Annotated in this window: 19 protein-coding genes; 4 read left to right on the forward strand and 15 right to left on the reverse strand. The window is 44.6% G+C overall.

From position 1 onward, the window contains the following. Positions 1-85: 85 nt before the first annotated feature. The 7 genes from pulA to dnaK all read right to left on the reverse strand — a co-directional run bounded on the left by pulA (position 86) and on the right by dnaK (position 11135). Positions 86-4054 carry a pullulanase-type alpha-1,6-glucosidase gene (gene pulA / locus ACRRSX_RS16290; RefSeq protein ID WP_432452167.1) on the reverse strand — a complete coding sequence of 1323 codons (3969 nt, stop codon included), beginning with the start codon at positions 4052-4054 and terminating at the stop codon, positions 86-88. Positions 4055-4387: 333 nt separating this feature from the next. Beyond that, positions 4388-5200 (reverse strand): 4-hydroxy-tetrahydrodipicolinate reductase, encoded by an 813-nt coding sequence (gene dapB, locus ACRRSX_RS16295; RefSeq protein WP_432452166.1) that lies wholly within the window; start codon positions 5198-5200, stop codon positions 4388-4390. Positions 5201-5644: 444 nt separating this feature from the next. After that, entirely contained in the window at positions 5645-6265 is a 621-nt protein-coding gene (locus ACRRSX_RS16300) for an FKBP-type peptidyl-prolyl cis-trans isomerase (RefSeq protein WP_432452165.1), read from the reverse strand. Positions 6266-6331: 66 nt separating this feature from the next. Continuing rightward, positions 6332-6805, reverse strand: coding sequence for a GNAT family N-acetyltransferase (locus tag ACRRSX_RS16305; protein WP_432452164.1), 474 nt, complete (start codon positions 6803-6805; stop codon positions 6332-6334). Positions 6806-6809: 4 nt separating this feature from the next. Next, positions 6810-7634: a M48 family metallopeptidase gene (locus ACRRSX_RS16310; RefSeq protein ID WP_432452163.1), complete on the reverse strand. Its 825-nt coding sequence runs from the start codon at positions 7632-7634 to the stop codon at positions 6810-6812. 327 nt (positions 7635-7961) lie between these two features. Further along, a complete protein-coding gene (gene dnaJ, locus ACRRSX_RS16315; RefSeq protein ID WP_432452162.1) occupies positions 7962-9104 on the reverse strand; it encodes a molecular chaperone DnaJ in 1143 nt (380 codons plus the stop codon). A 114-nt stretch (positions 9105-9218) separates the two neighbouring features. Continuing rightward, positions 9219-11135, reverse strand: a complete 1917-nt coding sequence (gene dnaK / locus ACRRSX_RS16320; RefSeq protein WP_432452161.1) for a molecular chaperone DnaK — start codon at positions 11133-11135, stop codon at positions 9219-9221. A gap of 290 nt (positions 11136-11425) precedes the next feature. Here dnaK and ACRRSX_RS16325 point away from each other — a divergent pair, with 290 nt between their 5' ends. Next, complete coding sequence (locus tag ACRRSX_RS16325; protein WP_432452160.1) at positions 11426-12760, forward strand: dicarboxylate/amino acid:cation symporter; 1335 nt, start codon at positions 11426-11428, stop codon at positions 12758-12760. Between the two features lie 54 nt (positions 12761-12814). Here the strand turns inward: ACRRSX_RS16325 and can are convergent, their stop codons facing one another. The 3 genes from can to grpE all read right to left on the reverse strand — a co-directional run bounded on the left by can (position 12815) and on the right by grpE (position 14774). Further along, positions 12815-13423: a carbonate dehydratase gene (gene can / locus ACRRSX_RS16330; protein ID WP_432452159.1), complete on the reverse strand. Its 609-nt coding sequence runs from the start codon at positions 13421-13423 to the stop codon at positions 12815-12817. A gap of 83 nt (positions 13424-13506) precedes the next feature. Continuing rightward, positions 13507-13764: a DUF1289 domain-containing protein gene (locus ACRRSX_RS16335; protein ID WP_432452158.1), complete on the reverse strand. Its 258-nt coding sequence runs from the start codon at positions 13762-13764 to the stop codon at positions 13507-13509. A 380-nt stretch (positions 13765-14144) separates the two neighbouring features. Then, positions 14145-14774 carry a nucleotide exchange factor GrpE gene (gene grpE, locus ACRRSX_RS16340; RefSeq protein WP_432452157.1) on the reverse strand — a complete coding sequence of 210 codons (630 nt, stop codon included), beginning with the start codon at positions 14772-14774 and terminating at the stop codon, positions 14145-14147. Positions 14775-14927: 153 nt separating this feature from the next. Here grpE and nadK point away from each other — a divergent pair, with 153 nt between their 5' ends. Then, entirely contained in the window at positions 14928-15809 is an 882-nt protein-coding gene (nadK, locus tag ACRRSX_RS16345) for an NAD(+) kinase (protein ID WP_432452156.1), read from the forward strand. Between the two features lie 34 nt (positions 15810-15843). Continuing rightward, positions 15844-16548 carry a flagellar brake domain-containing protein gene (locus tag ACRRSX_RS16350; protein WP_432452155.1) on the forward strand — a complete coding sequence of 235 codons (705 nt, stop codon included), beginning with the start codon at positions 15844-15846 and terminating at the stop codon, positions 16546-16548. 57 nt (positions 16549-16605) lie between these two features. Here the strand turns inward: ACRRSX_RS16350 and ACRRSX_RS16355 are convergent, their stop codons facing one another. The 5 genes from ACRRSX_RS16355 to ACRRSX_RS16375 form a co-directional block, all read right to left on the reverse strand. Beyond that, a complete protein-coding gene (locus ACRRSX_RS16355; RefSeq protein WP_432452154.1) occupies positions 16606-17814 on the reverse strand; it encodes a multidrug effflux MFS transporter in 1209 nt (402 codons plus the stop codon). A gap of 299 nt (positions 17815-18113) precedes the next feature. Continuing rightward, positions 18114-18968: an ABC transporter permease gene (locus ACRRSX_RS16360; protein ID WP_432452153.1), complete on the reverse strand. Its 855-nt coding sequence runs from the start codon at positions 18966-18968 to the stop codon at positions 18114-18116. 11 nt (positions 18969-18979) lie between these two features. Then, positions 18980-19837, reverse strand: a complete 858-nt coding sequence (locus ACRRSX_RS16365; RefSeq protein ID WP_432452152.1) for an ABC transporter permease — start codon at positions 19835-19837, stop codon at positions 18980-18982. Beyond that, positions 19827-20942, reverse strand: a complete 1116-nt coding sequence (locus tag ACRRSX_RS16370) for an ABC transporter ATP-binding protein (protein WP_432452151.1) — start codon at positions 20940-20942, stop codon at positions 19827-19829. Before ACRRSX_RS16370 ends, ACRRSX_RS16365 begins: the two co-directional genes overlap by 11 nt. A gap of 57 nt (positions 20943-20999) precedes the next feature. After that, complete coding sequence (locus ACRRSX_RS16375) at positions 21000-22070, reverse strand: extracellular solute-binding protein (RefSeq protein WP_432452150.1); 1071 nt, start codon at positions 22068-22070, stop codon at positions 21000-21002. A gap of 560 nt (positions 22071-22630) precedes the next feature. Between ACRRSX_RS16375 and recN the strand changes: the two genes are divergently transcribed. Further along, a complete protein-coding gene (gene recN, locus ACRRSX_RS16380; protein WP_432452149.1) occupies positions 22631-24298 on the forward strand; it encodes a DNA repair protein RecN in 1668 nt (555 codons plus the stop codon). Positions 24299-24353: the final 55 nt, after the last annotated feature.

Consider the following 24353-nt stretch of genomic DNA (forward strand, 5'->3'; position numbering starts at 1 on the left):
AATAACTATGTAAACCAACTGAAATTTATTGCGCATAAAAAAGCCGACCTTAAGGGTCGGCAATTAATCAGTTTAAGAAATTTTGTTATTGGCTCACAGTTAACACTGGTGCATCCGCATTAGCGGTATTAAGTGTGAAAGTATAACTCCCCGCTTCCGTAACCGAGAACTTCATATTGGCACTTGCGCTACCGCCATCTAAAGTCACTGGTGAGTCTAGAGCGACGCTAGTATCTGCCCCAAAATTAACAGCTGCGGTCCACGCTGCATCTGCAATCTTCATCTCGTAATCTCCAACCGTAAGGTCCAAGGTCAAACGATAAGTATTAGTAGCAGTGTAAGCAAATTTGGCACTTGAATCCTCTGCAGGCGTATCCCAAGTGGTAATGGTTCCGCGCAAGAAAATATCGGAGCTATAAGTTGGAGTTAAGCTTTGCTCAGATTTTGTTACTGAAACAATCGCTTTATCATCCTCACTGTCAGTTTGTACATATTTCGCATCTAAAGTGAACTTATACAGACCGTCTTCGCTTACTGGCAATTTACAGTTTTCCGCATCACCTAAACTAATTGAAGTTTCGGCCTGAGTCGCCCAATCACAGCCAATATTTGGGCTCGACCAAGATGAATCAGCAAACTTAAACTCATAACCATCATTGGCATTCAAACTAACCGTCAACTCATAGATGCCATCCCCTTTAAAGGTCATGGCATAGTCATCGTTATCGGCCCAGTCATTCATACTACCTTTCACATAAACGGTCTGGTTAAATGGCGGTATTGTGGTTAAGTCTTTATTACTGGTATTCACTGGTAAACCGGCACCTTGCGCGCCATCTTGCGGTTGTACAAATACCGCGGTGGTGCGTGCTGGCACAGTAAAGCTTGCGTTAGCGAAACTTGCGCCTTGCACAACATCATCAGCAGAATTTTTCTGAACGGGGTGTAACTCAAAACCGCTAGCACCCGCTATTTCAAAGCTTTGCTCCTCATCTGTAGCATTCAGTACCACAACAATCGCATCATTGTTTGCATCCAAGTCAGGGCCAGCACTCGTGCCATCATCAATCGACATCACGATCAGGCCTTGCACCTGTTCTTTACCAACGTTGCGGAAATCAACCCTCGCTTTAACCGCATCCGCATCTTTCAATCTAAATAGTTCACTCCCTGAGCGTATTTTTAATAACTCAAGAAACTGCTCTTTAGTTAATGCGATATCAGCAGGCTTAACTTGCGTCGTCTGGTCGGCGATAATCTTCTTGATTAAGTCCCAGTTTGCCTCATCTTTATCGGCTCTCGGTAGGCCTACATTCCAGTTATTGCTTTGACCTGAGAAGTCGACTCGGTTAAACCAATCACCCGAATCATAACTATCTCGTTGCATCGACTTAGAACGCAGTAATTCAGATCCCATGTGAATAAATGGGATCCCTTGACCTAACATCACCGTCGATAAACTTACCGTTTGCATCCGGGCACGATCCGCGGGGGAAGTTCCAGTGGTCGCTTTATAGGCATTGTTATCCCAAAGCGTTTGGTTATCGTGCTTAGAAACATAGGAGATATTTTCCGAAGGACTCAGTGTATAACCCGCTTTTGCGCCGTTATAATCGACATCTTCACCGCGCTTGGTATTCCCCTCTGCATCCAACAACACAAATTTCTGTAAGTTGCCAGCCATTCCCAAACGAATTAAGTCTTGATTGTGGAGTGCATCAGCACGGAAGCTATCCGCATCGGAATTGAGATCGTTCAGCGTGTCCGCATTACCAAAGCCTTGAGTTTTACGAATGCCATCACCACTATCAAATGGACTCCCTCCACGTACCGCGTCGCGTAAACGATCGGAGAAGGTACCAATACCAGTGCCGGCCATATTCCATTGGGTTGATTGCTCGAAACGAGCGTTATTAGAGACTTCACCGAAGTCCCAGCCTTCCCCATAGAAATAAGTATCATCATCCACTTTTCTAACTGCAGCCAAAGAATCAACCATTAAATCTTTCGGCTGATGCCCCATCAAATCAAAACGGAAACCATCAATTTTATACTCTTTAGCCCAAGTCACTAATGAGTCGGTCATGAGTTTACCCATCATCAGATTTTCGGTAGCAGTGTTGTCACAACAGGTTGAGGTTTCCACATCGCCAGTATTAGGGTTTCGACGATGATAGTATCCGGGGACAATTTTATCGAGTACCGACTTATCCTCTACTCCCGAAGCATTGGTATGGTTATACACTACATCCATAACAACCTGCAGTCCCATATCGTGAGTAGCCTTCACCATTTCTCGGAACTCTTTGATCCGAGTCGTGCCTTCTGCATCTGTTGCGTAACTACCTTCAGGCACGGTGTAATGATAAGGGTCATAACCCCAGTTAAAACTATCTAAAGCACGTAAATCCCCCATCAGTGCTTGTGCGTCACCCGTGGTTGGGTCGTAAGAATCTAATAGATCTTCAATAACTTTGCCTTTATCGGCAGTCTCACAAACTTGAGCACTGGGTTTTAAGTCACATAGCTTAGCCACAGTATCGGTGATGTTCACCACCTTATCGGGGTCTTCATCTACTGTTGCAATATCAAAGGCAGGCATAATATGTAAGGTGGTTAATCCAGCTTGTTGCAACTCTTTAAGATGAACTACCGAATCCCGTTCAGCTTCCGTCAAAGCTAAGTACTTACCATTGTATGCCTTGGTACCAAGACTATCACTGGCGCTAAAATCACGCAGATGAGATTCATAGAGTACATGGTCAATATCTTTGGCTAGCTTGGGTACTTCATCACTGTCCCAACCCGTAGGTTTTAAATCCGTAGACTCTAAATCAACCACTTGAGAATAAGCGGAATTAGCCGACAAACTTAAGGAGTAAGGGTCGGTCACCATACGCGTTTCAATGTTACTGGTTGTAGGATGATAAACCGTCACTTCATAGCGATAGTATTTACCAACGACGTCCGATTGCTGAGCCGACCACACGCCGTTTGCAGCTTGAGTCATCACAACAGGCTGACCAAAAGCCTTCAGTTGGTCGTCATACAGATACAGTTTTAGATTTTGCGCCGTAGGTGCCCACACCTTAAAGGTCACACCATCATCGCTCACAATAGCACCGAGCTCTTCCGACAGAGCACCTTTGTCACCCTGTACAAACACAGCGTCAATCACCCCCGCTTTTTGCACTTGAGTGGCTGCGGTCGCTTTCCCTTCGGCATTTTTTGCCACCACCACAATTTGGCTCTTCAAAATAGTTTTAAGCGTTGCATCATCAACGTCAATACTGGCCGCGGCTAAACTCGCTAAATGTGGAAAACGCTTTTTAACTGCATCACTCAAGGTTCCTTCACTCAAAGTAACTGCGGTACCACCGCTAACTTCTTTGGTTTCTGGATCCATTGCGATTTTATTTTCAAGATCATAGCGTAGCTCTAAAGAACTCGCGCTACCAACAGATTCCCAGGCGATGGTTTTTGCATCCACCCAGTGCGCTTTAGCACCATCAATTGCCACCGGGCGTTCGGCAATCGGCGCATAGAAAATCTCGCTACTGCCATGAAAACCGAATAAACCTTGAGACTCACCCAATTTTGTTAATTCTACTTTTGAATTTGCACTTCCAAATGCCTTGTCATCTCCATTATGCAGAATAAAATTCATACACTGATATGGGTCATTAGCATCGGGATCAACTTTTAATACATAATAGGCACCGTAAGTTTCACTAATACCCGTAGCAAGATAAGGTGAAGACCAATCCGTTCCCGCTTCGGCGACACCCATCGCTTCCAAATCAGTACTGGTACAGCCCTCACCATTCCACAAATGCAGCCCCCAACCTGCATAGGCTGATTCATTAACCTTTGCCTGTGCATCATCGCGCTTATAATAGATAACGACTTCATTTTCAGCGGCAGAGTACAGCCCATCAATCACTCCACTATTACCTGAACCACTCGATTCATCACTACTCCCACAACCCATCATTGCTACTGCCGCAATAAATGGCATGGTGAGCTTTGCTAGCTTCGTTATTTTTATGTCCATGTTAACCTTCCTTTCCTCATTGCTAATCCAATCTTCAACAACTCTGTTTAGATTTTTTTGGTTCTCGCCTTCCATTGGACGAGATGACAATAAGGTAGAATTTCAACAAAAAAAGGACTGTGACTTCAGCGTAACTTTATGTAACACAGCGTAAGTTACCTGTATTTTTTATAACCTTTGTGAGGCCGATCAAGCACATAATTCTTGAAAGCGATTTCAAAACATTCGTTGATAACGCTTTCAAATGTCATTTTAGTATATTATATCGATAGTTAAATTCAGCTCCAAAAAAAAACGCCGCAAAGCGGCGTTCTAAAATCCAATAAGAAAACCTTAATCGTTTAAATTTAATACATCACGCATATTAAACAATCCCGACGGTTTATCTTGTAACCACACAGCAGCCCTTACAGCGCCATTGGCGAAGGTCATTCGACTAGATGCTTTATGAGTTATTTCAACTCGCTCACCAATATCGGCAAACATCACGGTATGTTCTCCCACTAAATCTCCAGCACGAATGGTTGCAAAACCAATCGTCTCTCGATCACGCTCGCCAGTGATCCCTTCTCGACCGTAAACGGCTACTTTTTTCAGGTCTCTGCCCAAGGTGTCAGCGATCACCTCACCCATCCCTAAAGCCGTTCCCGAAGGCGCATCTACTTTATGTCGATGGTGACCTTCGATGATTTCAATGTCGGTGTAATCTCCCATCACTTGGGCTGCGATTTCCAACAACTTAAAGACTAAGTTCACACCAACACTCATATTCGGCGCAAACATAATGGCAATATCGTCAGCCGCTTCTTCTAGCTGTTGTTTTTGTTCATCGCTAAAACCAGTGGTGCCAATCACCATCTTTTTGTGGTTAGCCCGAGCCCATTCAATATGAGATAAGGTAACGGCTGGGGCGGTAAAATCAATAATCACATCGATGTCATCTTTCACTCGTTCCAAGTTCTCGACAATCGCTATATTCAGCTTGCCAAAACCCGCTAAGTCACCCACATCAATCCCAATTAAACTGGAACCGGGTCGTTCTGTTGCGGCCCCCAAGATCGCAGCATCACTATGATTCACAGCCTCCAGTAAATTTTTCCCCATTCGTCCATTGCATCCAACAATCGCTACTCTCACTTGCGACATTTTAACTCTCCTTTTCGAATCAGACTCTGCGACCGCAATTTGGAGTCGACTATAGCAAAGCAGATAAGATAAAACGAGGCTTCGCAATGATTTGAAACCACCTCAGCTAAAGCCACGAAGAGTAATCTTCTCCCCCAAAATTAGCAGTAACAGCAAATCTAATACCAATCTGATTCGCTATATAATCAACTTATTGCGCAGAATAAATCTGCCGTTAACGAGGCAGTAAGTGCCGTAACTAGCGGCTAAAATTACAAGATGCATAACGCAGTGAGCGATGATGTAGTCCAATAAGAATCAACTGATAATGAGTTAGATTGATATAAACAGTGGGTCAAGCAAATACCAAACATCGCAGGATGCCACGCAAGCCATTCCTATTGCGCCGGGATCGCAGGCACAAAAAAACCGGCTATAAAGCCGATTTATCAACAGAAGGGGCGATTAACCAAGAATGGCTAATAACTCAACTTCAAATACCAAAGCTGCAAACGGAGGGATGGCTGCGCCAGCACCTTGAGAGCCATAGGCAAGTTCTTGCGGGATATATAGCTTCCACTTATCACCCACTTTCATGCGCTGTAGGGCTTCAGTCCAACCTTTAATAACACCATTCACAGGAAACTCTGCAGGCTGGCCTCGTTTTACCGAGCTGTCGAACACTTCACCAGAAATTAAAGTACCTTCATAATGAACTTGTACCTTACTGCTTGCGCTCGGCGTTTCACCATCACCTTCAACCAAGACTTCATATTGAAGGCCTGTTTCGGTTTTATTGATTTCTGGGCGTTGGCCATTTTCCATTAAGAAATTTTCGCCTTCTGCCATTGCATCTTTATGTTGCTCGGCTTTCTTGGCTTCGATTTCTTTGGTTATTTCTTGGAATGCTGCGGCAATTAAAGCCTCTTCAACTTGCGGCTCCGCACCTTGCATGACGTCACGGATCCCATCTAGCATTGCGTTTACTTCTAAACCATCGAATGCGGCACGCCCAATTTGCTCACCAATTTGTAGGCCGTAGCCATAACTTGCTTGCGCAGCAGCGCCTTGATATTTATCGCTCATTTGCTCTCTTAAATCTACTTGCTAAAAACCACAAAGGTTAACATAAAGTTACTATAAAAACCGCGATTAGCGGACTAATTGCGCCTTTTTTTGAATAAAATGACTACCACAAAAATTAAATTCTCGTCGCTCATCACTAAATTCAAAACCAAGGTGTTGGTAAAACCCTTGCGCATGGTGGTTGTCTTCCATCACCCAACAATATAGTGCTTTAGATTTTACTTCACGGCAGGCATGCTCGAACAACAGCCTTCCCCAACCCTGACCAATCGCATCGGGGTCCAGATACAGGGCAGCAAGTTCGAGCTCCTGATCCACTTGCTCTAACATCAACAAACCTGAAACAAGGGGGGTATTCACTGTCCATGTACTACAATCTGTTGAGGCTATACGCTGCATCCACAACCGTTGATGTAATGAGACCGGTAAAGCCTGCAACATATTTTCTATCAACTGATGGTCATAAACGTGTTGCCAACTTCGTCGCTGCACCAAACAAATAGCGGCAGCATCGGCAGCCTGTGCTAACTGGATTTTCATTCGTTCAGCTAGGCTTAGCAGGCCGAACGCACTGCGGATTTTTCCCTTGCGCAAGAGCTTGCTTAGTCAATTGTTCCGCCCGCGGGAGCCGAGTTTCTAAATCACCAATTCGGGTCGTATTTGAGGGATGAGTAGAAAGAAATTCAGGAACCGAAGCTCCGCCAGCTTTTGCCATATTCTGCCACAAAGTCACGCTAGCCTTTGGGTCAAAACCAGCGCTCGCCATTAAATCTAAACCCATCAAATCGGCTTCGCTCTCTTGAGTTCGGCCATAGGGCAACATCACCCCATATTGTACGCCTAAGCCAAGAGCCGCCATCGCCAAGCCTTTATTATCGATGCTGTCACTCACCCCAATAGCCACCGCAGCCACCGCAGTTCCAACACCAACAATTTGTCCGCGAGATAAGCGCTCATTACTATGTTCAGCTAAAACGTGAGAAATTTCATGGCCGATCACTGTCGCCAATTGATCCGGTGTTTCAGCAAGCTCAATTAAGCCCGTGTAAACACCAATATGCCCTCCAGGTAAAGCGAAAGCGTTCACTTGTTCTGAATCGAAAACCACAACTTCCCATTGTTGTTGACCATAGTCACCTGGGATCTCAGCGGTCACGGCATTCGCCACGCAACTCACATAGGCATTGGTCGCAGGATCGTGAAAGATTTTCTCTTGTTTTTTGATCTCATCAAAAGATTGGGCTCCCAATGAACTCATTTCCGAGTCATCATAAAGTAATACCCGCTTTCGCCCTGTTGGCGAGGAAGAGCAGCTAAGTAAAACTAACAATGAGCTGGTTAACAGCCCCAATTTAAGCGATTTATTCATGAAATAATTCCATATTTGACAGTGCAGCAAGCCACCCAGATATCAATATCCTCAGTCTAGTCCACCATTTGAGCCAACGATAAGACCAAGGCACTAAAGCCATTGCTCTGGTCACGAACAAAAGGAGGGACTCTACCATCAACCACAAGTCGTGTCCTCGACTCGCTATAATAAGTATTCTCTGGTCGCCGCCCTCGCCACACAAAGCACCCTTTGCCAAAATCATAACATAGACCAATATCGCCTGAGTATTCGATTTAAGAATTCCGAGCCCTAAAATGAAGACATAAAAAAAGCGGCTATCGCCGCTTATTCATCTATAACTCGTTAGCTAGTGAGGTCATCAAAGAACTTTTTTACCCCATCAAAAAAGCCTTCAGCCTTAGGCTTATGTTTACTGCTGGCAGAGCCTCCACAGCTATCTTCAAGATCTCGAAGCAATTGTTTTTGAGTCTCATTAAGCTTCACTGGCGTCTCAACTATCACCTTACAGATCAAGTCTCCAATTGGACCACCACGAACCGACTTCACACCTTTACCACGCATTCTGAACATCCGTCCGCTTTGCGTTTCGTTCGGCACTTTTAAGCTCACACGACCGTCTAAAGTTGGAACCTCTATTTCTCCACCGAGAGCCGCTAGGGTAAAGCTAATAGGGACTTCACAATAGAGGTTATTTTGCTCACGTTGGAAAATAGGGTGTTCTTTCACATGAACTTGAACATACAAGTCACCCGCTGGGGCACCATTTTCGCCCGCTTCACCTTCACCGGATAAACGAACTCGGTCACCTGTATCAACGCCTGCAGGAATACTAACCGACAAAGTTTTAGAGCGCTCATAACGACCTTCGCCATGACACTTATGGCATGGGTCAGAAATAATCGAACCTTTACCTTTACAGGTTGGACAGGCTTGTTGCACCGCAAAAAAACCTTGGCGCATTTGCACCTGGCCCTGACCATGACAAGTACCACAGGTTTTTGGCTGAGAACCTTTCTTCGCACCACTCCCGTTACACTGTTCACAGTGAACTAAGGTTGGCACCTTAATCTCTTTCTTAATACCTTTAACGGCTTGTTCTAAGGTTAACTCTAAGTTGTAACGTAAGTCTGAGCCACGTTGCGGTTGGCGACGTCCACCACCACCGGCACGGCCGCCACCAAAGATATCACCAAAGATATCACCAAATGCGTCGCCAAAATCACCTTGTCCGCCGCCAAAGCCACCCGCACCACGGTTCGGATCAACCCCCGCATGACCATAATGATCATAGGCCTCTTTTTTATTGGCATTGCTAAGCACTTCATAGGCTTCTTTCACTTCTTTAAATTTTTCTTCAGAAGCTTTATCCCCCTTAGTGCGGTCAGGGTGGAATTTCATCGCCAAACGTTTGTAGGCTTTTTTAATGTCTCGTTCAGTGGCATCTTTGCCTAGACCAAGAACTTCGTAATAATCGCGTTTTGACATAGTTGGTGTTCTACTTTCTCGCTACCGCAAGTATTGGCTGTGATAGATGATAGAGATACGGGCGTTGCTCACACAACGCCCGTTATTTAGTTCATTTGAATCCAGATTTAAGAATTACTTCTTATCGTCTTTTACTTCTTCAAATTCGGCGTCCACAACATCATCTTGAGTCTCAGCAGTTGGTTCAGCATCTGCATCACCCGCATTCGCTTGTGCTTGTTGCTGAGCAACTTCCATAAGTTTTTGAGAGGCTTCGATCAGCGCTTGAGTTTTCGCTTCAATTGCAGCTTTATCTTCACCTTTACGCGCGGTCTCTAACTCTTCAATAGCTGCTTCGATTTTCTCTTTCTCGTCAGTCGGAAGCGCTTCACCCGCTTCTTCCACTTGTTTACGAGTACCGTGAACTAAAGCATCGGCTTGGTTACGAGCCTGAACTAACTCTTCGAATTTTTTATCTTCTTCAGCGTTAGCTTCTGCATCATTCACCATTTTACTGATTTCGTCATCGGATAAACCAGAAGAGGCTTGAATGGTGATTTTTTGCTCTTTAGCCGTATCTTTATCTTTCGCTGATACGTGTAAGATACCATCGGCATCCAAATCAAAAGTCACTTCAATTTGTGGTACACCACGTTGTGCAGGGCGAATACCTTCTAAGTTGAATTGGCCTAGAGATTTGTTATCTGCGGCGCGCTTACGCTCACCTTGAATCACGTGTACAGTTACTGCGCTTTGATTATCATCTGCAGTTGAGAACACCTGTGACCCTTTGGTTGGGATAGTGGTGTTTTTCTCAACAACACGCGTCATCACGCCGCCCATAGTTTCGATACCCAAAGATAGAGGCGTTACATCAAGTAGCAATACGTCGGTTTTATCACCAGACAATACCGCACCTTGAATCGCTGCGCCCATAGCTACCGCTTCATCAGGGTTAACGTCTTTACGCGGTTCTTGACCAAAGAACTCAGTGACCGCTTTTTGTACCATTGGCATGCGAGTTTGACCGCCAACCAAGATAACATCGTTAATATCGCCAACTGAAAGATCCGCATCTTTCAAAGCAATTCGTAGTGGCTCTAGTGAACGTTGTACTAATTCTTCAACCAAAGATTCTAACTTAGAACGAGTCACTTTGATGTTAAGGTGTTTAGGACCCGAAGCGTCAGCAGTGATGTATGGTAAGTTAACATCAGTTTGTTGTGCTGAAGACAATTCACATTTAGCTTTCTCTGCCGCTTCTTTTAAGCGTTGCATCGCTAGTGGGTCTTGCTTCAAGTCAAAACCTTGATCTTTCTTAAACTCATCAACTAAGTAGTTGATCAAACGGTTATCAAAATCTTCACCACCAAGGTGAGTATCACCATTAGTCGCTAATACTTCGAAGGTTTTTTCGCCATCTACTTCATCAATTTCGATGATAGAGATATCGAAAGTACCACCACCTAAATCGTATACCGCAACAACATTGTCGCCTTTAGAGTTATTCACACCGTAAGCAAATGCAGCAGCCGTTGGTTCATTAATAATGCGTTTAACGTCTAGACCAGCGATTCGGCCAGCATCTTTAGTCGCTTGGCGCTGTGAATCGTTGAAGTATGCAGGAACCGTAATAACCGCTTCGGTTACGGCTTCACCTAGGTAATCTTCTGCAGTTTTTTTCATTTTTTTCAAAACTTCTGCAGAAATTTGTGGCGGCGCTTTCTTCTCACCTTTCGCTTCTACCCACGCGTCACCATTATCAGCGGCAACAATGTTAAAAGGCATAATTTGAATATCACGTTGCACTTCATCATCAGTAAAACGACGACCAATTAAGCGTTTAATCGCAAACAAGGTATTTTTAGGGTTAGTGACTGCCTGACGTTTGGCTGGCTGACCAACAAGGGTTTCGCCATCATCTGTATAAGCAATAATCGACGGCGTAGTACGATCGCCTTCGGCATTTTCAATAACTTTAGGGGTATCGCCATCTAAAATTGCAACACAAGAGTTAGTGGTTCCCAAATCGATACCAATAATTCGACCCATGGTGGTGTTCTCCAAATTCTGTTTATTACTAATATTCTTTGTTGGATCATAAGTTGGGGGCGTCATTTTTCTTTTCAAGGGAAAAATCAAAAAAAATAAGCAAAATTTACTATCTCGTTATTTTCTTTCAGCACACTTCCACTCACCAACAAACATCATTGGCAGTTAAATAAACCAACCAACCTATAGGATTAAGCAGCTAAAATGGATTTTCTTATAACCTGTGGTACTATGCGCCAAACTTAAAGCTATATGCAGGCCAAAATCCTGCATAAAAATAGAGAAAAGAAATGATGAATACCTCTAAATTAAGTCTGACTCATAAAATATTAATTGGGATGATTACCGGCATCGCGCTTGGTGTGTTCTTGCAAACTTTTTTTGCTGAATCGACCTTTGTAAAAAGCTATATCGTGGATGGGATCCTCAACATTACGGGCTCTATATTTGTTGCCAGCTTAAAAATGTTAGTGGTTCCCTTGGTCTTTGTCTCGTTGGTGTGTGGTGTTGCCTCCATGAAAGACACCGCGCGTCTTGGACGATTAGGTGGCAAAACGGTGCTGCTTTATCTAGCCACTACCGCCATCGCCATTTCTTTAGCGATGGGCGTGGCTCTATTAGTACGCCCTGGTTCAGGTCTAGAAATGGTAAGCGATGCCGCTTTTCATGCCAAACAAGCGCCGAGCCTAAGCCAGGTGATCATCGACATGTTTCCGAATAATCCAATTGCCTCTATGGCAAAGGGCAACATGTTGCAAATCATTGTGTTTGCATTGTTATTTGGGGTCGCTATCGCGATTTCCGGCGAATCAGGTAAGCGTATTGCGAGCCATTTTGAAGATTTAAATGTCGTGATTATGAAATTAGTCACGATCCTGATGAACTTAGCGCCCTATGGCGTATTTGCCCTACTAGCCAAATTGTTCTTCGAGATAGGCTTTAGCGCAATTGCTAGCCTCATGAGTTACTTTATGGTGGTATTAGTTGTGCTACTGCTTCACTCATTGGTGATCTATCCAGTACTCCTTAAAGTGCTAACGGGTCTAAATCCGTTTTTGTTTATCAAAAAAATGCGGGAAGCCATTGTATTTGCGTTTAGTACCGCATCTTCAAATGCGACTATTCCAGTCACCATGGAAACCGCAACCCATAAGTTGGGGGTACGTAACTCAACCGCTTCCTTCACCATTCCTTTAGGTGCAACGATTAACATGGATGGCACCTCTATTATGCAGGGCGTGGCAACCATCTTTATCGCAACAGTTTACAGTATCGATTTAAGTGCTGGTGATTTCATGCTGGTGATTGTGACCGCAACCTTAGCTTCGGTAGGTACTGCAGGAGTCCCCGGCGTCGGCCTGATTACTCTCGCCATGGTGTTACAGCAAGTGGGACTGCCGGTAGAAGGGATCGCCTTAATTATTGGCGTTGACCGCTTATTAGACATGGTTAGAACCGCAGTGAATATTACCGGAGATAGCATGGTAACCGTTGCAGTTGCTAAGTCTGAGGGGGACTTAAACTTAGAGACCTACAACAACCCTCTCGCGGGTTTATCAGAAGAAGAGGTGCGCCTGCCTCACGAATTAGCAAATGATATGCCGCGCGACATAGAAAAAGCCTAAAGCCGAACCAATAAAAAATGCGGTCCAATGACCGCATTTTTTATGCCGCAAAACTTAGCTTTGCTCCAAGCCACTTTGAGTGATATTTAAATTATTTAAAATGCCATTTTGAATCGAATAAATACAGCCGTGTACCGCCAAGAGTTGGCCCTTCTCCCAAGCATTTTGCACGATGGTGGTTTGGCAAACATTCTTTACTTGCTCAATCACGTTTAGTTCACATAGTCGATCGCCACGTTTGGTTTTATCTTCAATTGCATCCAATTCTGCTTGGTGAAAACGGTAAACATCTTTGATGTGACGTAACCAATTATCGATCAAGCCTTTCTGTTCATCTTCCATCGAAGCCAATACGCCACCACAACCATAATGGCCGGTGACAATAATATGCTTCACCTTCAATACATCAACCGCATATTGAATCACCGAGAGACAGTTTAAATCGGTGTGCACAACCACGTTGGCAATATTACGATGAACAAAAACTTCCCCTGGCGGTAATCGCGCTAACTGATTGGCCGGAACCCGACTATCGCTGCAGCCAATCCATAAAAATTCAGGTGATTGTTGTTCGGATAGGTCGGTAAAAAAGGAGGGATTCTGCTCTTTTATATCTTTTGCCCAACTACGATTATTGTTTATTAGCAGATCTAAACTATTCATTAACACCTCAATTACACTTACCTCGTTAATATTGGCCATTATATTGCCCGATGCAGCAGTTCACCGCTACTGTTTAAGCACAATTAAAAAGGAAACTCAGTTTGACCGGTGCCACTTTGTTGTTTTGCCTGCTCAGCAAGTAATTGACGTTGTTTTCGAATATAACGCTGCCGACGTTGTTTACTTAACCGCAAAATGTTTTGTTGCTGGGAACTATCCAAAGTTTGCCAAGCAAATCGCTCTTGACGACTACGAAAGCACCCCAAACACAAACCACGACTATTGGTCTGGCAAATACCACGACAAGGATTGGGGATATCAAAAATCTCAAGCTGTTCCATCTAGCGAAGCCCTACGCCTACGACCAACAATACGAACAATTTCTATTTAGTTATTAACCATGGCATAGCTTACCCGATCAGGTCAAAAAAACATCGAAAATGCGGCTCAAGATAAGTCGTGGCAGCAGGTAATACCAATCTGATTAATTATATACTCAACTTATTGCGCAGAATAAATCTATCGACAACCAGCCATAAAGTGCAGTAAGCAGTGGCTCCAATTACAAGATGCATCAGGCAGTTAGCGCTGATTTAGGCCAGCAAGAATCAACGGATAATGAGTTAGATTGGTACAAAATGAAGATAACTTTCTGACCCAATAAGGCCCACAAAAAAGGGACCATACTCGGTCCCTTTCATCAATCATCAACAAATCCAGCTTAGGCGTTGGTATCGACCGATGCAGCTTTGGAGATCATCACCATCGCGGGGCGTAACAAGCGACCATTTAGCTCATAGCCTTTTTGCAATACCGCAACCACAGTATTGGGTGCGACACCTTCAACCTCTTGCATGCCCATTGCCTGATGTTTCGCAGGATCAAAGGTATGATCCTGTGGAGAAATTACTTCGATTCCGAATTTCTTCACTGCATCCAATAAAGCTTTCAGGGTTAATTCAACCCCCTCAATCATTGCAGCAAGCGCATCATCCTCATGATTGGCATGTTGCAGGGCCATCTCCATATTATCGATAACTGGCAGTAATTCATTGGCAAACTTTTCCAAAGCAAATTTACGCGCCTTATCCACTTCCTGAGCGGAACGACGACGAATATTATCTACTTCGGCTTTGGCTCGCACAACGCTGTCTTTTTGATCGGCAACGGTCTGCTCTGCTGTCGCTAAACGCTCCAATAACTCTGCAATACTAATTTCTTCAGCCGCCGACTCATTTTCTTCTGCGCTTTCTGGCTCGACAAGTTCTGCCTCAACGGCATCAACGACTTGTTCGTTATCATTTTCTAGCGGCACGTCTTCAGTCTGTGGTTTGTTTTGCTCACTGCTCATGCAGGGTCTCCGTAATTCTTCACAAATAACACTAATCTGATGCATATTATGGGGATCAAAGCCGTTGTTTCAAGTGATAGTCACGATAAAACTAGCTGAGTTTGATTTACCCGCGTTATAATCGTCAGTAACACAACGTTAAATCAACAAGTTATGACTCAATCTTTCAACACTATTGGTTTGATCGGAAAACCTCACCACGAGGGAGCCAATAACACCCTAACCGCACTCTATCAGTGGTTAAAAAAGCAATCTTTTACAGTACTGGTAGAAGAAATTACCGGTGCCCAACTGGCAATTAGTGACTTACCTTTAGTCAGTATTACCAATTTAGGAGAACAGGCCGACCTAGCAATCGTGGTAGGCGGCGACGGCAATATGTTAGGCGCAGCTCGAGTATTGGCCGACTACGACATTGCGGTGATTGGCGTGAATCGTGGCAACCTTGGTTTTCTAACCGATTTAGATCCAGATAACTTCGAACAACCCTTACAACAGGTACTGAATGGTCAATTTGTTACCGAGAAACGTTTCCTATTAGAAGCACAAGTGCTTAGACATAACACGGTAAAAAGCAGTAATAGCGCGGTCAATGAAGTGGTATTACACCTCGACAAAGTTGCCACCATGCTTGAGTTTGAAGTTTACATCGACCAACACTTTATCTTAAGTCAACGTGCTGACGGAATTATTGTTACCACTCCCACTGGATCAACCGCCTATTCACTCTCCGCTGGCGGACCAATTTTAACCCCAAATTTAGATGCCATTGCTTTAGTTCCGATGTTTCCTCACACCTTAAGTTCACGCCCCATCGTGGTGAACAGTGAAAGTGAAGTAAAATTAAAATTGTCACATGACAACAGTGAACACATGCATATCAGCTGTGACAGCCATATCTCTTTGCCAGTGTTGCCAGGCGATGAAGTCATTATTCGCAAACAAGCTAATCCGCTGCGCTTAGTTCACCCAACCAACTACGACTATTTTAAGATTTTGCAAACTAAATTGGGCTGGGGAAGCCGACTTTTCTAATAACAACAGCAGCAGCTACAAAGGATTTGAGAATTTGACAAATACCGCCACGCCAATTGTTAAGAATCGCCAACAAGTGGTTGAGATAATGCGCCACCTCAAGTTTAGCGACATTTTAGACGTACAGTTTGTCAAACAAGGGAATGTGCGTATCAAGTGTAAATTGCTTGGTCTCGATGATACTAACTTTCTAATGTTTGCCATTCCTCGCTATGCGCAACAGGGTCACAATGATGTACTCGTCGAAGGCATGGACTGCATTGTACGCTCCATTATAGAAGGAGAAGCGGGCCAATGTATTGCCTTTCGCAGTGTAATTACCGACATCATCAAATCCCCCAAGCACCTAATTTTTGTAAAATACCCCAACGAAATAGAACATTTCAGCCTACGTAAGCAACAGCGGGTAGCGATTCGCCTCCCAGCCACAATTAGCCACCGCTCCTCGGTGAGCGACCAACAAGTAGAACATGATTTAAATTTTGAAGGGATTATTTTGGATCTGTCCGCTGGAGGCTGCCGCTTCAAACTGGAATGGCCAGAAAGTTACGGTCCATTTTTATTAGAAAACATCTTTGTTTATATCCGCTTCCCCACTCAAATGGACAATAATGTGGTGATCGAAGGGAGCGTAAAAAGCCAAAGCCGAGATGGTTTAAATCATCTCGCCGTTGGCATCAAGTTCGAAGGGAAAGTCGCGCTAGATAACATTTTCAAGCATCTAGCGCTCGACATATAAAGGCAAAGCAAGGCTTTATCCTTAAGTGCTAATGGTAATAAAACTATCGCAATAAAACTAAGCGACTTCGGCTTTCTGCGGATGATCAAACAACCGAATTACAATTAAGCTAACCAAGGCCACCAATAAAAAACCAAGTACAATCGGGTAACAGGTAAAATTAAAGCTAAAACCGATTAAACTGCCGATTGGGATCCCCACCAGAGTTGATATAAAAGCAACAAAAGCTGAGCCCATCCCCGCGATAGCCCCTAAAGGCTCCATCGCCAAAGAATTCAAATTACCAAATAAAATACCAATACAAAAGAATGCCGGCATCATATAAACCATCAATAAAAAGAGCGACGGGACGCCATTGGTACTGATGAGTACACCAACAAACAAAACACTTAAACTCAGTAGGCACCACAACGCAATGTGGATCATTTTACGCATCCCAATACGGATCACCCAACGACCATTCACCAGCGATGCGACCCCAATCGAGCCAGCGGCCAACGCAAACAGTAAAGCAAAATTACTACCCTGATGGTAGAGTTGAATAAATAGCAGTGGCGCACTGTTCAAGTACCCCATAAATGCCCCAAATATCAAGCCAGAGACAAAGGTATAGGCCAAAGCAGCTCGCTCATTCATCAGTACTTTTAAACTATCCACAAAACTATTAATCGTCAGCGGTCGACGCTTTTCTGGCACTAAAGTTTCTTCTTGAAAAAAGCCGAACCATAGAGCCGTCACAACCGCCATCAGTAGCAAGACGCCAAAAATCCAACGCCAATGAGCAATGCTCATCACTAACTGACCAAGTGCCGGCGCAATAATAGGAACCACAATAAATACCGAAAATACCACCGACATCACGCGCGCCATCGCCGCGCCTTTAAGCTGATCCCTCACCAAAGCCATGGTGATCACCCTTGGTGCCGCAGCCCCCATGCCTTGTAGCACCCGTCCAGCGATGAACCAAACAAATGAATCGGCCACAATGCACAAAATACTCCCCAAGATAAACAAACCAAAGCCTAAATAAATAGGGCGCTTACGGCCCACCGCATCCGACCAAGGGCCATAAATTAATTGGCCAATAGACAAGCCAACAAATAACCCGGTAATGGTCCACTGCACTTGAGTTGCAGGGCTGAGATTGAAGTCTTCGGCAATTGTCACTAAGGCTGGCAACATGGCATCGACAGCCAAGGCAACCAACGACATCATTAATGCCAACAGAACAATAAACCCTTTTGAGTGTGCCGGAGTCGTGCCCACAATAGCCCCTTTAAAAATGTGATCCAACTCAACTTATAACATGAGCTGAACAACAATTGCGATAAGCAATAACAATAATCCGCTTAGTTGCGCGAAAAATAAGCCAATCAAGCAGCTCTTAGCTGTGCATGAAAAGCTCAGCCTGAACGCTGACAATTAAGCCAACAGCTAACGAGTAAACTCAACAGCAAAGCCTCAAGCAAAAGCAAAGCCTCGGCAGAGCAATCATCAAAATAAACCCGTTAAAACCCAAGGCGAGAAATAGTCCAGACTCTGTGTATTATAGTTCAGCCTGAGTACTAATCTTCAGACTTGCCATGACTCAATAACATCGAGAGCAAAGCCACTACCGCTGAGCTAAGCATCAGTAACAACGACACTGCATTCAGTACCGGTGTTGAGCCTTCTCTTAAACGGTCGTACATCGCAATGGTCAGTGGCGCATCCGATCCCACTAACATCAAAGTGGTATTAAAGTTTTCAAATGACATCAAAAAACTAACCACTGCGGCACCCACTAATGCAGGGCTTAAAAAAGGCAGTACCACAGTAAAAAAAGCAACCCAACGACTGGCGCCCAAATTGAGTGCAGCTTCCTCAAAACTAAAATCAAACTTACGTAAACGCGCCAAAATAATCAGCGTTGAAATCGTCGTAATAAAAGCCACCTGGCCAATAACCACTAAACTAAATCCCGGTCGCAACCACTCCCATTCCCATAAAAAATACTCTTCCAAACCATTGGCCAGCCGGCTACTGGCCACCAATATTGCAACCCCCAAAATGACTCCAGGGATGACCAAGGGCAATAACAAACCAATATATAACCAGTTTTTACCCGGAAAATCGAAACGTACAAATAGCCAAGCATTGGCCGTAGATAGCAATAACGAAAAAACCGTAACCAAACAGGCGATCATGGCGCTTACGCCAATACTAGACAGCAAAGGCTGATCGTAAAATATCCCCAGTTTGGGTTGCTGCTGACCGATAAACCAATCGAGGGTGAATCCCTGCCAAGGCAAAGACGCATACAAGCTATCGTTAAAAGCAAATAAACCAACAATGCTCAAAGGCAAAGCCAAAAAAACCAAAAATCCAACCATATAGAAACGGTAAACCGTGTTGGCTGGCCCGCGTAACTGATGCAACATACTAAAGTCCTTTAACGCCCCAGCGTCTTACTGAATGATTGGCCACTCAGTTTCAGCCCCAAGGCGACCACCGCAGAAGAAACCACCAATAACACCACCCCAAAAGCAGCCCCTAACTCCCAGTTAAAACGAGTAATAAACTGGGTGAAAATTTGCTCGGTAAACCAGAGGCTATCTTTTCCGCCCAATAAGCGCGGCGTTAAGTAATTCCCTAAACACAGCATAAACACCATAATGCATCCAGAGACGATGCCTGGCATGGCATAAGGGATCACGATCGATTGAGTCACGTTCCAGCCGTTTCCACCTAAATCATAACCGGCTTCAATCAAGCTTTGATCTAAGCCTTCCAGCGTACTCACCAAAGGCACCACCATAAACAGCATGGAGGTATAAACCAAACCAATCAACATACTCACATCATTGTATAAAAACTCGATTGGCTGCTCGGTTAAACCCAGAGCCATTAAGCCTTGGCTAATCACTCCAGATTCGCGCAACAGGATCATCCAGCCATAAGTTCGCACTAACTCACTCACCCAAAATGGCAATAAACAACTCAGCAATAACAAGCGCTTGCTACGTCCCTTAGCCACTTTTGCGATAAAAAATGCAACTGGAAAACTAATCACTAAGGTAATAAAGGTGGCCAATAACGACATCCACACGGTGCGTAACAAGGTGTGCCAATACAAGGGTTCAGAAAAGAACTGCTGATACTGATAAAGGCCAACACTGTCACCCACACTATAATCACGCTTGATTAAAGATAGCTCTAACATTTGCAAATGTGGCAATACAATCAACAGCACAAACCACAGCAGAAAAGGCAAGATTAATAAATAAAAGCCCAGAGTTTTAGCTTTCACCGTTCACCTCTTTCGTGATACAGCGCGCTTGAGATGCATTCCAATAAATACGTAATGGGCTACCGACCACAATATTTTGCAAAGCAAAGTCAGCGCCAGGGGAAACCCGATAAAGCTCATCATGATGCTGGTCTCTCACCATTAAGGTCGAGCTGGCGCCATCAAACAGACACTCCTCAACCTTCACATCAAACTGATTATCCGCTTTCACATCTTCACCCACCTTGGCGATACCAATCGCCTCTGGCCGAACAAATACATTTACGGTGGTTTGCGGACGCTGCTGCACATCGGTTTCAACGATCAAGTGTCGCCCTCGGGCGGTCTTCAATAGCGCCACCGCTTGCCGTTGCTCGACCACCACAGCCGATAGTTGATTGGTTTGTCCAACAAACTTAGCCACAAAGGCTGACTGCGGTTGATAATAAAGTTGCTGCGGACTTGCCACCTGCTCGAAGCGGCCACGGTTCATCACCGCTACTTTATCCGACATCACCAAGGCTTCAGACTGATCATGCGTAATGTAAATAAAGGTGGTACCAAACTCACGTTGTAAGTGTTTAAGCTCAACCTTCATCTTCTCTCTAAGTTTTAGATCTAAAGCACCTAGCGGCTCATCAAGTAATAATAAACGCGGCTCTAAGACCAGACTACGGGCGATCGCAATCCGTTGTTTTTGGCCACCCGACAACTGGGCAATTTGCTTCTGTTGGCTACCGTCTAAACCCACTCGGCTGAGTACATCTTTAATTTTTTCGCTTCGCTCAGCCGCTTTCACACCACGACGCTTTAAACCATAAGCGATGTTCTCAGCCACATTCATGTTGGGAAATAAGGCCAAATGCTGAAACACCATATTCACCGGACGCTTATTGGGCGCCAGCTCATTGACTCGCTTTTGATGGATACGGATCTCGCCCTCACTGGGGAATTCAAAACCAGCGAGCATCCTTAGCAAGGTGGTTTTACCACAGCCCGAAGGCCCTAAAATAGAAAAGAAAGACCCAGCTTCAACATTAAAATTTAAACCGTCTACTGCGGTAAAATCAGAAAAGTGTTTAGAGAGGTGTTCACATTCAAGATCAAATTTAGCGTTTCCCGCCATAGTACAAGTACATCCAAAGGTAAAAAAAGAAGGGCCTTACGGCCCATTGATAAGTGCTTATTGTGCCGCGTGCACGCGATCCAGCACCTTGCCTTCCATGGCTTCTAAGCCAGCAGGTACTGCGGGATACCATTTAATATTATCAATATCATCGCTACTAAAACTGGCATTAAACTGTGCTTTAGCCACTTCGTTCACATAGGCATCGGAGCCTTTCGAGGCGGTGAAGTTACCCGCAGACTCGGTAATTTTTGCTGCGATTTCTGGACGCATCACAAAATTGATCCATTGATAAGCGGCGTCGACGGCTTTTGACTTGCGTGGAATCGCAAAAGTATCAATCCAACCTAGCGCGCCAGACTTTGGTGCAACAAACTGAATATTGGCTTGATCTCGGTTTAACTTCCAACCGCCTGCATCCCAAGCCATCGCGGCAACCACTTCGTTGGCACGCATCAGGTTCATCAACTCATCACCACCAGACCAGTAAGTTTTCACGATGGGCTTACATTCCACAAGCTTCGCTTCAACCTTATCCAAGATCTGTTGGTATTTGGCAGGATCGGCGTAAGCCGCAAAAGGATCTTCGCCAAGAGCAAAAGCAAAAGCAATTAAAGTAGGACGTTTCAAACGATAAGAAATTTTGCCCTGATACTTGCTTTGACATAAATCGGTATAGTCAGCTACATCTTTGGCCATGTTACCGTTCACCACCAAACCGCTGGTTCCCCAAACATGCGGAACACCAAATACTTTATCGCCCACGGCAGTATTTTTCTTGGTCGCATCGAGCATTGAACTAATAATTTGTTTCTGGTCAATTCGGGCTAAATCGATGGGCTGATAAATACCAAACTGTAGTTGCACACCAGTGATACGGTCTTGACTAGGTTGCGCCAAATCGAAACCAGAGCCGCCTGTTGCGCGTAACTTAGAAATCATATCTTCGTTGTTTGATTTGGTAACTTTTACTTCAATACCAGTTTCTTTTTGAAACAAATCGATCACCTCTTGAGGCGCATAACCGCCCCAAGTTAGTAGACGAAGTGTTTCGGCACTGGCTTGCACACTTGCCATGGCTCCCATACCAAGTAACAAGCTGCTTATTGCAAAACGTTTATTCAACATAATATCTTCCATGTATTTCTAAGGTTAATTGGGCTACCGACTAATACAGCAGCGATACAACAACTATTTGATAAACATGCACTACTTTTATGACACAAATGTGAAGCTGCAAGCAACTAAAAAATGAATAAAAATCAAGCTAAAGCCAGCCAGGCCGCCTTAAAACAAGCGCTTACCTGACAAAACAACGGCCCAAAAAACCACCCATTGTGACAAAAATATGAATTCTAGATAACAGAATAACCAATGACCAGAAGTTAACCAGTAGTGAATTGTGCTACTTATATCGGCAATAAGCAGCTAACAATGCTACCTGCATACAATACCTCCAGTAACCACCAAATCATCGGCCATTTGCTACTTTATATAATTAAATCAATTGAATGAGTGACCTAGCTCCAGAATAATCCTCTCTCTTATGGGCGGCGACATAAGCGTATAAAAATATCCCTTGCCTCATCCTTAGCACCAGTAAACCAGCTTTTTACGATTTGCACTTGCATGCACAAAAATACCGCTATATATTTATACAGCAACTGTATGGATAAACAGGTATAGGAATGCTCACTCAACTCAGCGTACAAAACTTTGCAATTGTTCGGTTCTTAGAGCTCGATTTAAGCCGAGGCATGACCACCATCACTGGTGAAACTGGTGCCGGTAAATCAATTGCAATCGATGCCTTAGGCTTGTGTTTAGGTAACCGAGCGGAAGCGAGCATGGTGCGCCAGGGTGCCAGTAAGGCAGAAGTCAGTGCGCAATTTGAGATCAGCCAGAACCAAGCCGCGCGGCTATGGCTGCAGCAAAATGAGCTGTTAAGCGACGATGATTGCATATTACGCCGAGTAGTCACCAAAGAAGGTCGCTCTAAAGCCTATATCAATGGTACTGCGGTACCCTTGGCACAACTCAAACAACTAGGGCAATACCTCGTTAGCATTCATGGGCAACATGCGCATCAGCTATTGCTTAAACCCAGCCAACAACTGGCGATTGTCGATCAGTATGCCGCTCATCCGCAATTGCTGAGTGAAGTGAAACAAGCTTACCAGCATTGGAAAGGCCTCTGTAACGAGCAAGAACTTGCCCAACAGCAACAAAAAGAACTGCTGGCCCAACAACAACTGCTTGAATATCAGGTTAAAGAATTAGACGAGTTTTCTCTGGCTGAAGGGGAATACCAAACCATAGAACAACAACATCAGCGTCTTTCTCACAGCACCGAGCTGCAACAAAGTAGTTTTCAGCTTAGCCAGCTCCTAGCCTTAGATGAGCAAGTTAATGTACTAGACATGCTAGGCCAAGCCTGTAGAACTACCAGCCAGCTTCTCGCGCTCGATCCCAAACTCGAAAACATCAACAATCTGTTACACGATGCACAGATTCAGATTGAAGAAGCCGGCCAACAGTTAGGCCATTACAGCGAGCAGCTAGACTACGACCCAGAGTTATTTGCCGAGTTAGAACTGCGACTCAGCCAAGCCCTTGAGTTGGCCAGAAAACACCATACCAACGCCGAACAACTGCCAGCACTACATTTGAATTTACAGCAACAGTTAGAGCAGCTGAGTCAACAAAGCCAGCGCTTCGAGCATCTTACGGAAGACATTGAGCAGGCATGGCAGATTTATCTAAGTAAGGCCAATAAACTATCGAAAAGTCGCGAACGTGCCGCCAGTAGCCTCAGTAAATTAATCACCAAAGAAATCCATAAACTCAGTATGGCGAAAGCCCAATGTGAATTTGCACTACAAAGTGATGCCAGCCAGTTCACCAATTCAAATGGCGTAGATCGCGTCGAGTTGCGGGTAACCACCAACCCTGGTCAGCCGATGCAAAGTATTGATAAAGTGGCCTCTGGCGGAGAACTCTCCCGTATTGGTTTGGCCATTCAAGTGATTTGCTCAGCCAGTATTTTAACCCCAACCCTGATCTTCGATGAAGTTGACGTAGGCATTAGTGGACCAACCGCCGCAGTGGTGGGCGGCATGCTACGAAAACTTGGGCAACAGTGCCAAGTATTGTGTGTGACCCACTTACCACAGGTAGCGGGACATGGTCATCAACAGATGTTAGTGAGTAAGCAACAGAAGAAAAATGAAACCATCACCAACATGCTCACTTTAAACGGCCAACAACGTCTCGAAGAATTGGCTCGCCTGCTCGCCGGCGATGCAATTACCCCTTCTGCACTGGCAAATGCGCAAGAATTGTTGGTTGAAGACTAAATTCTTCGTAGTAGACGCTTCTTTTTCGGGCGGGGCTTGGTTATGATGCCTTCCT

It is taken from the genome of Agarivorans sp. QJM3NY_30, assembly GCF_050870855.2.
Taxonomy (GTDB): Bacteria; Pseudomonadota; Gammaproteobacteria; order Enterobacterales; family Celerinatantimonadaceae; genus Agarivorans.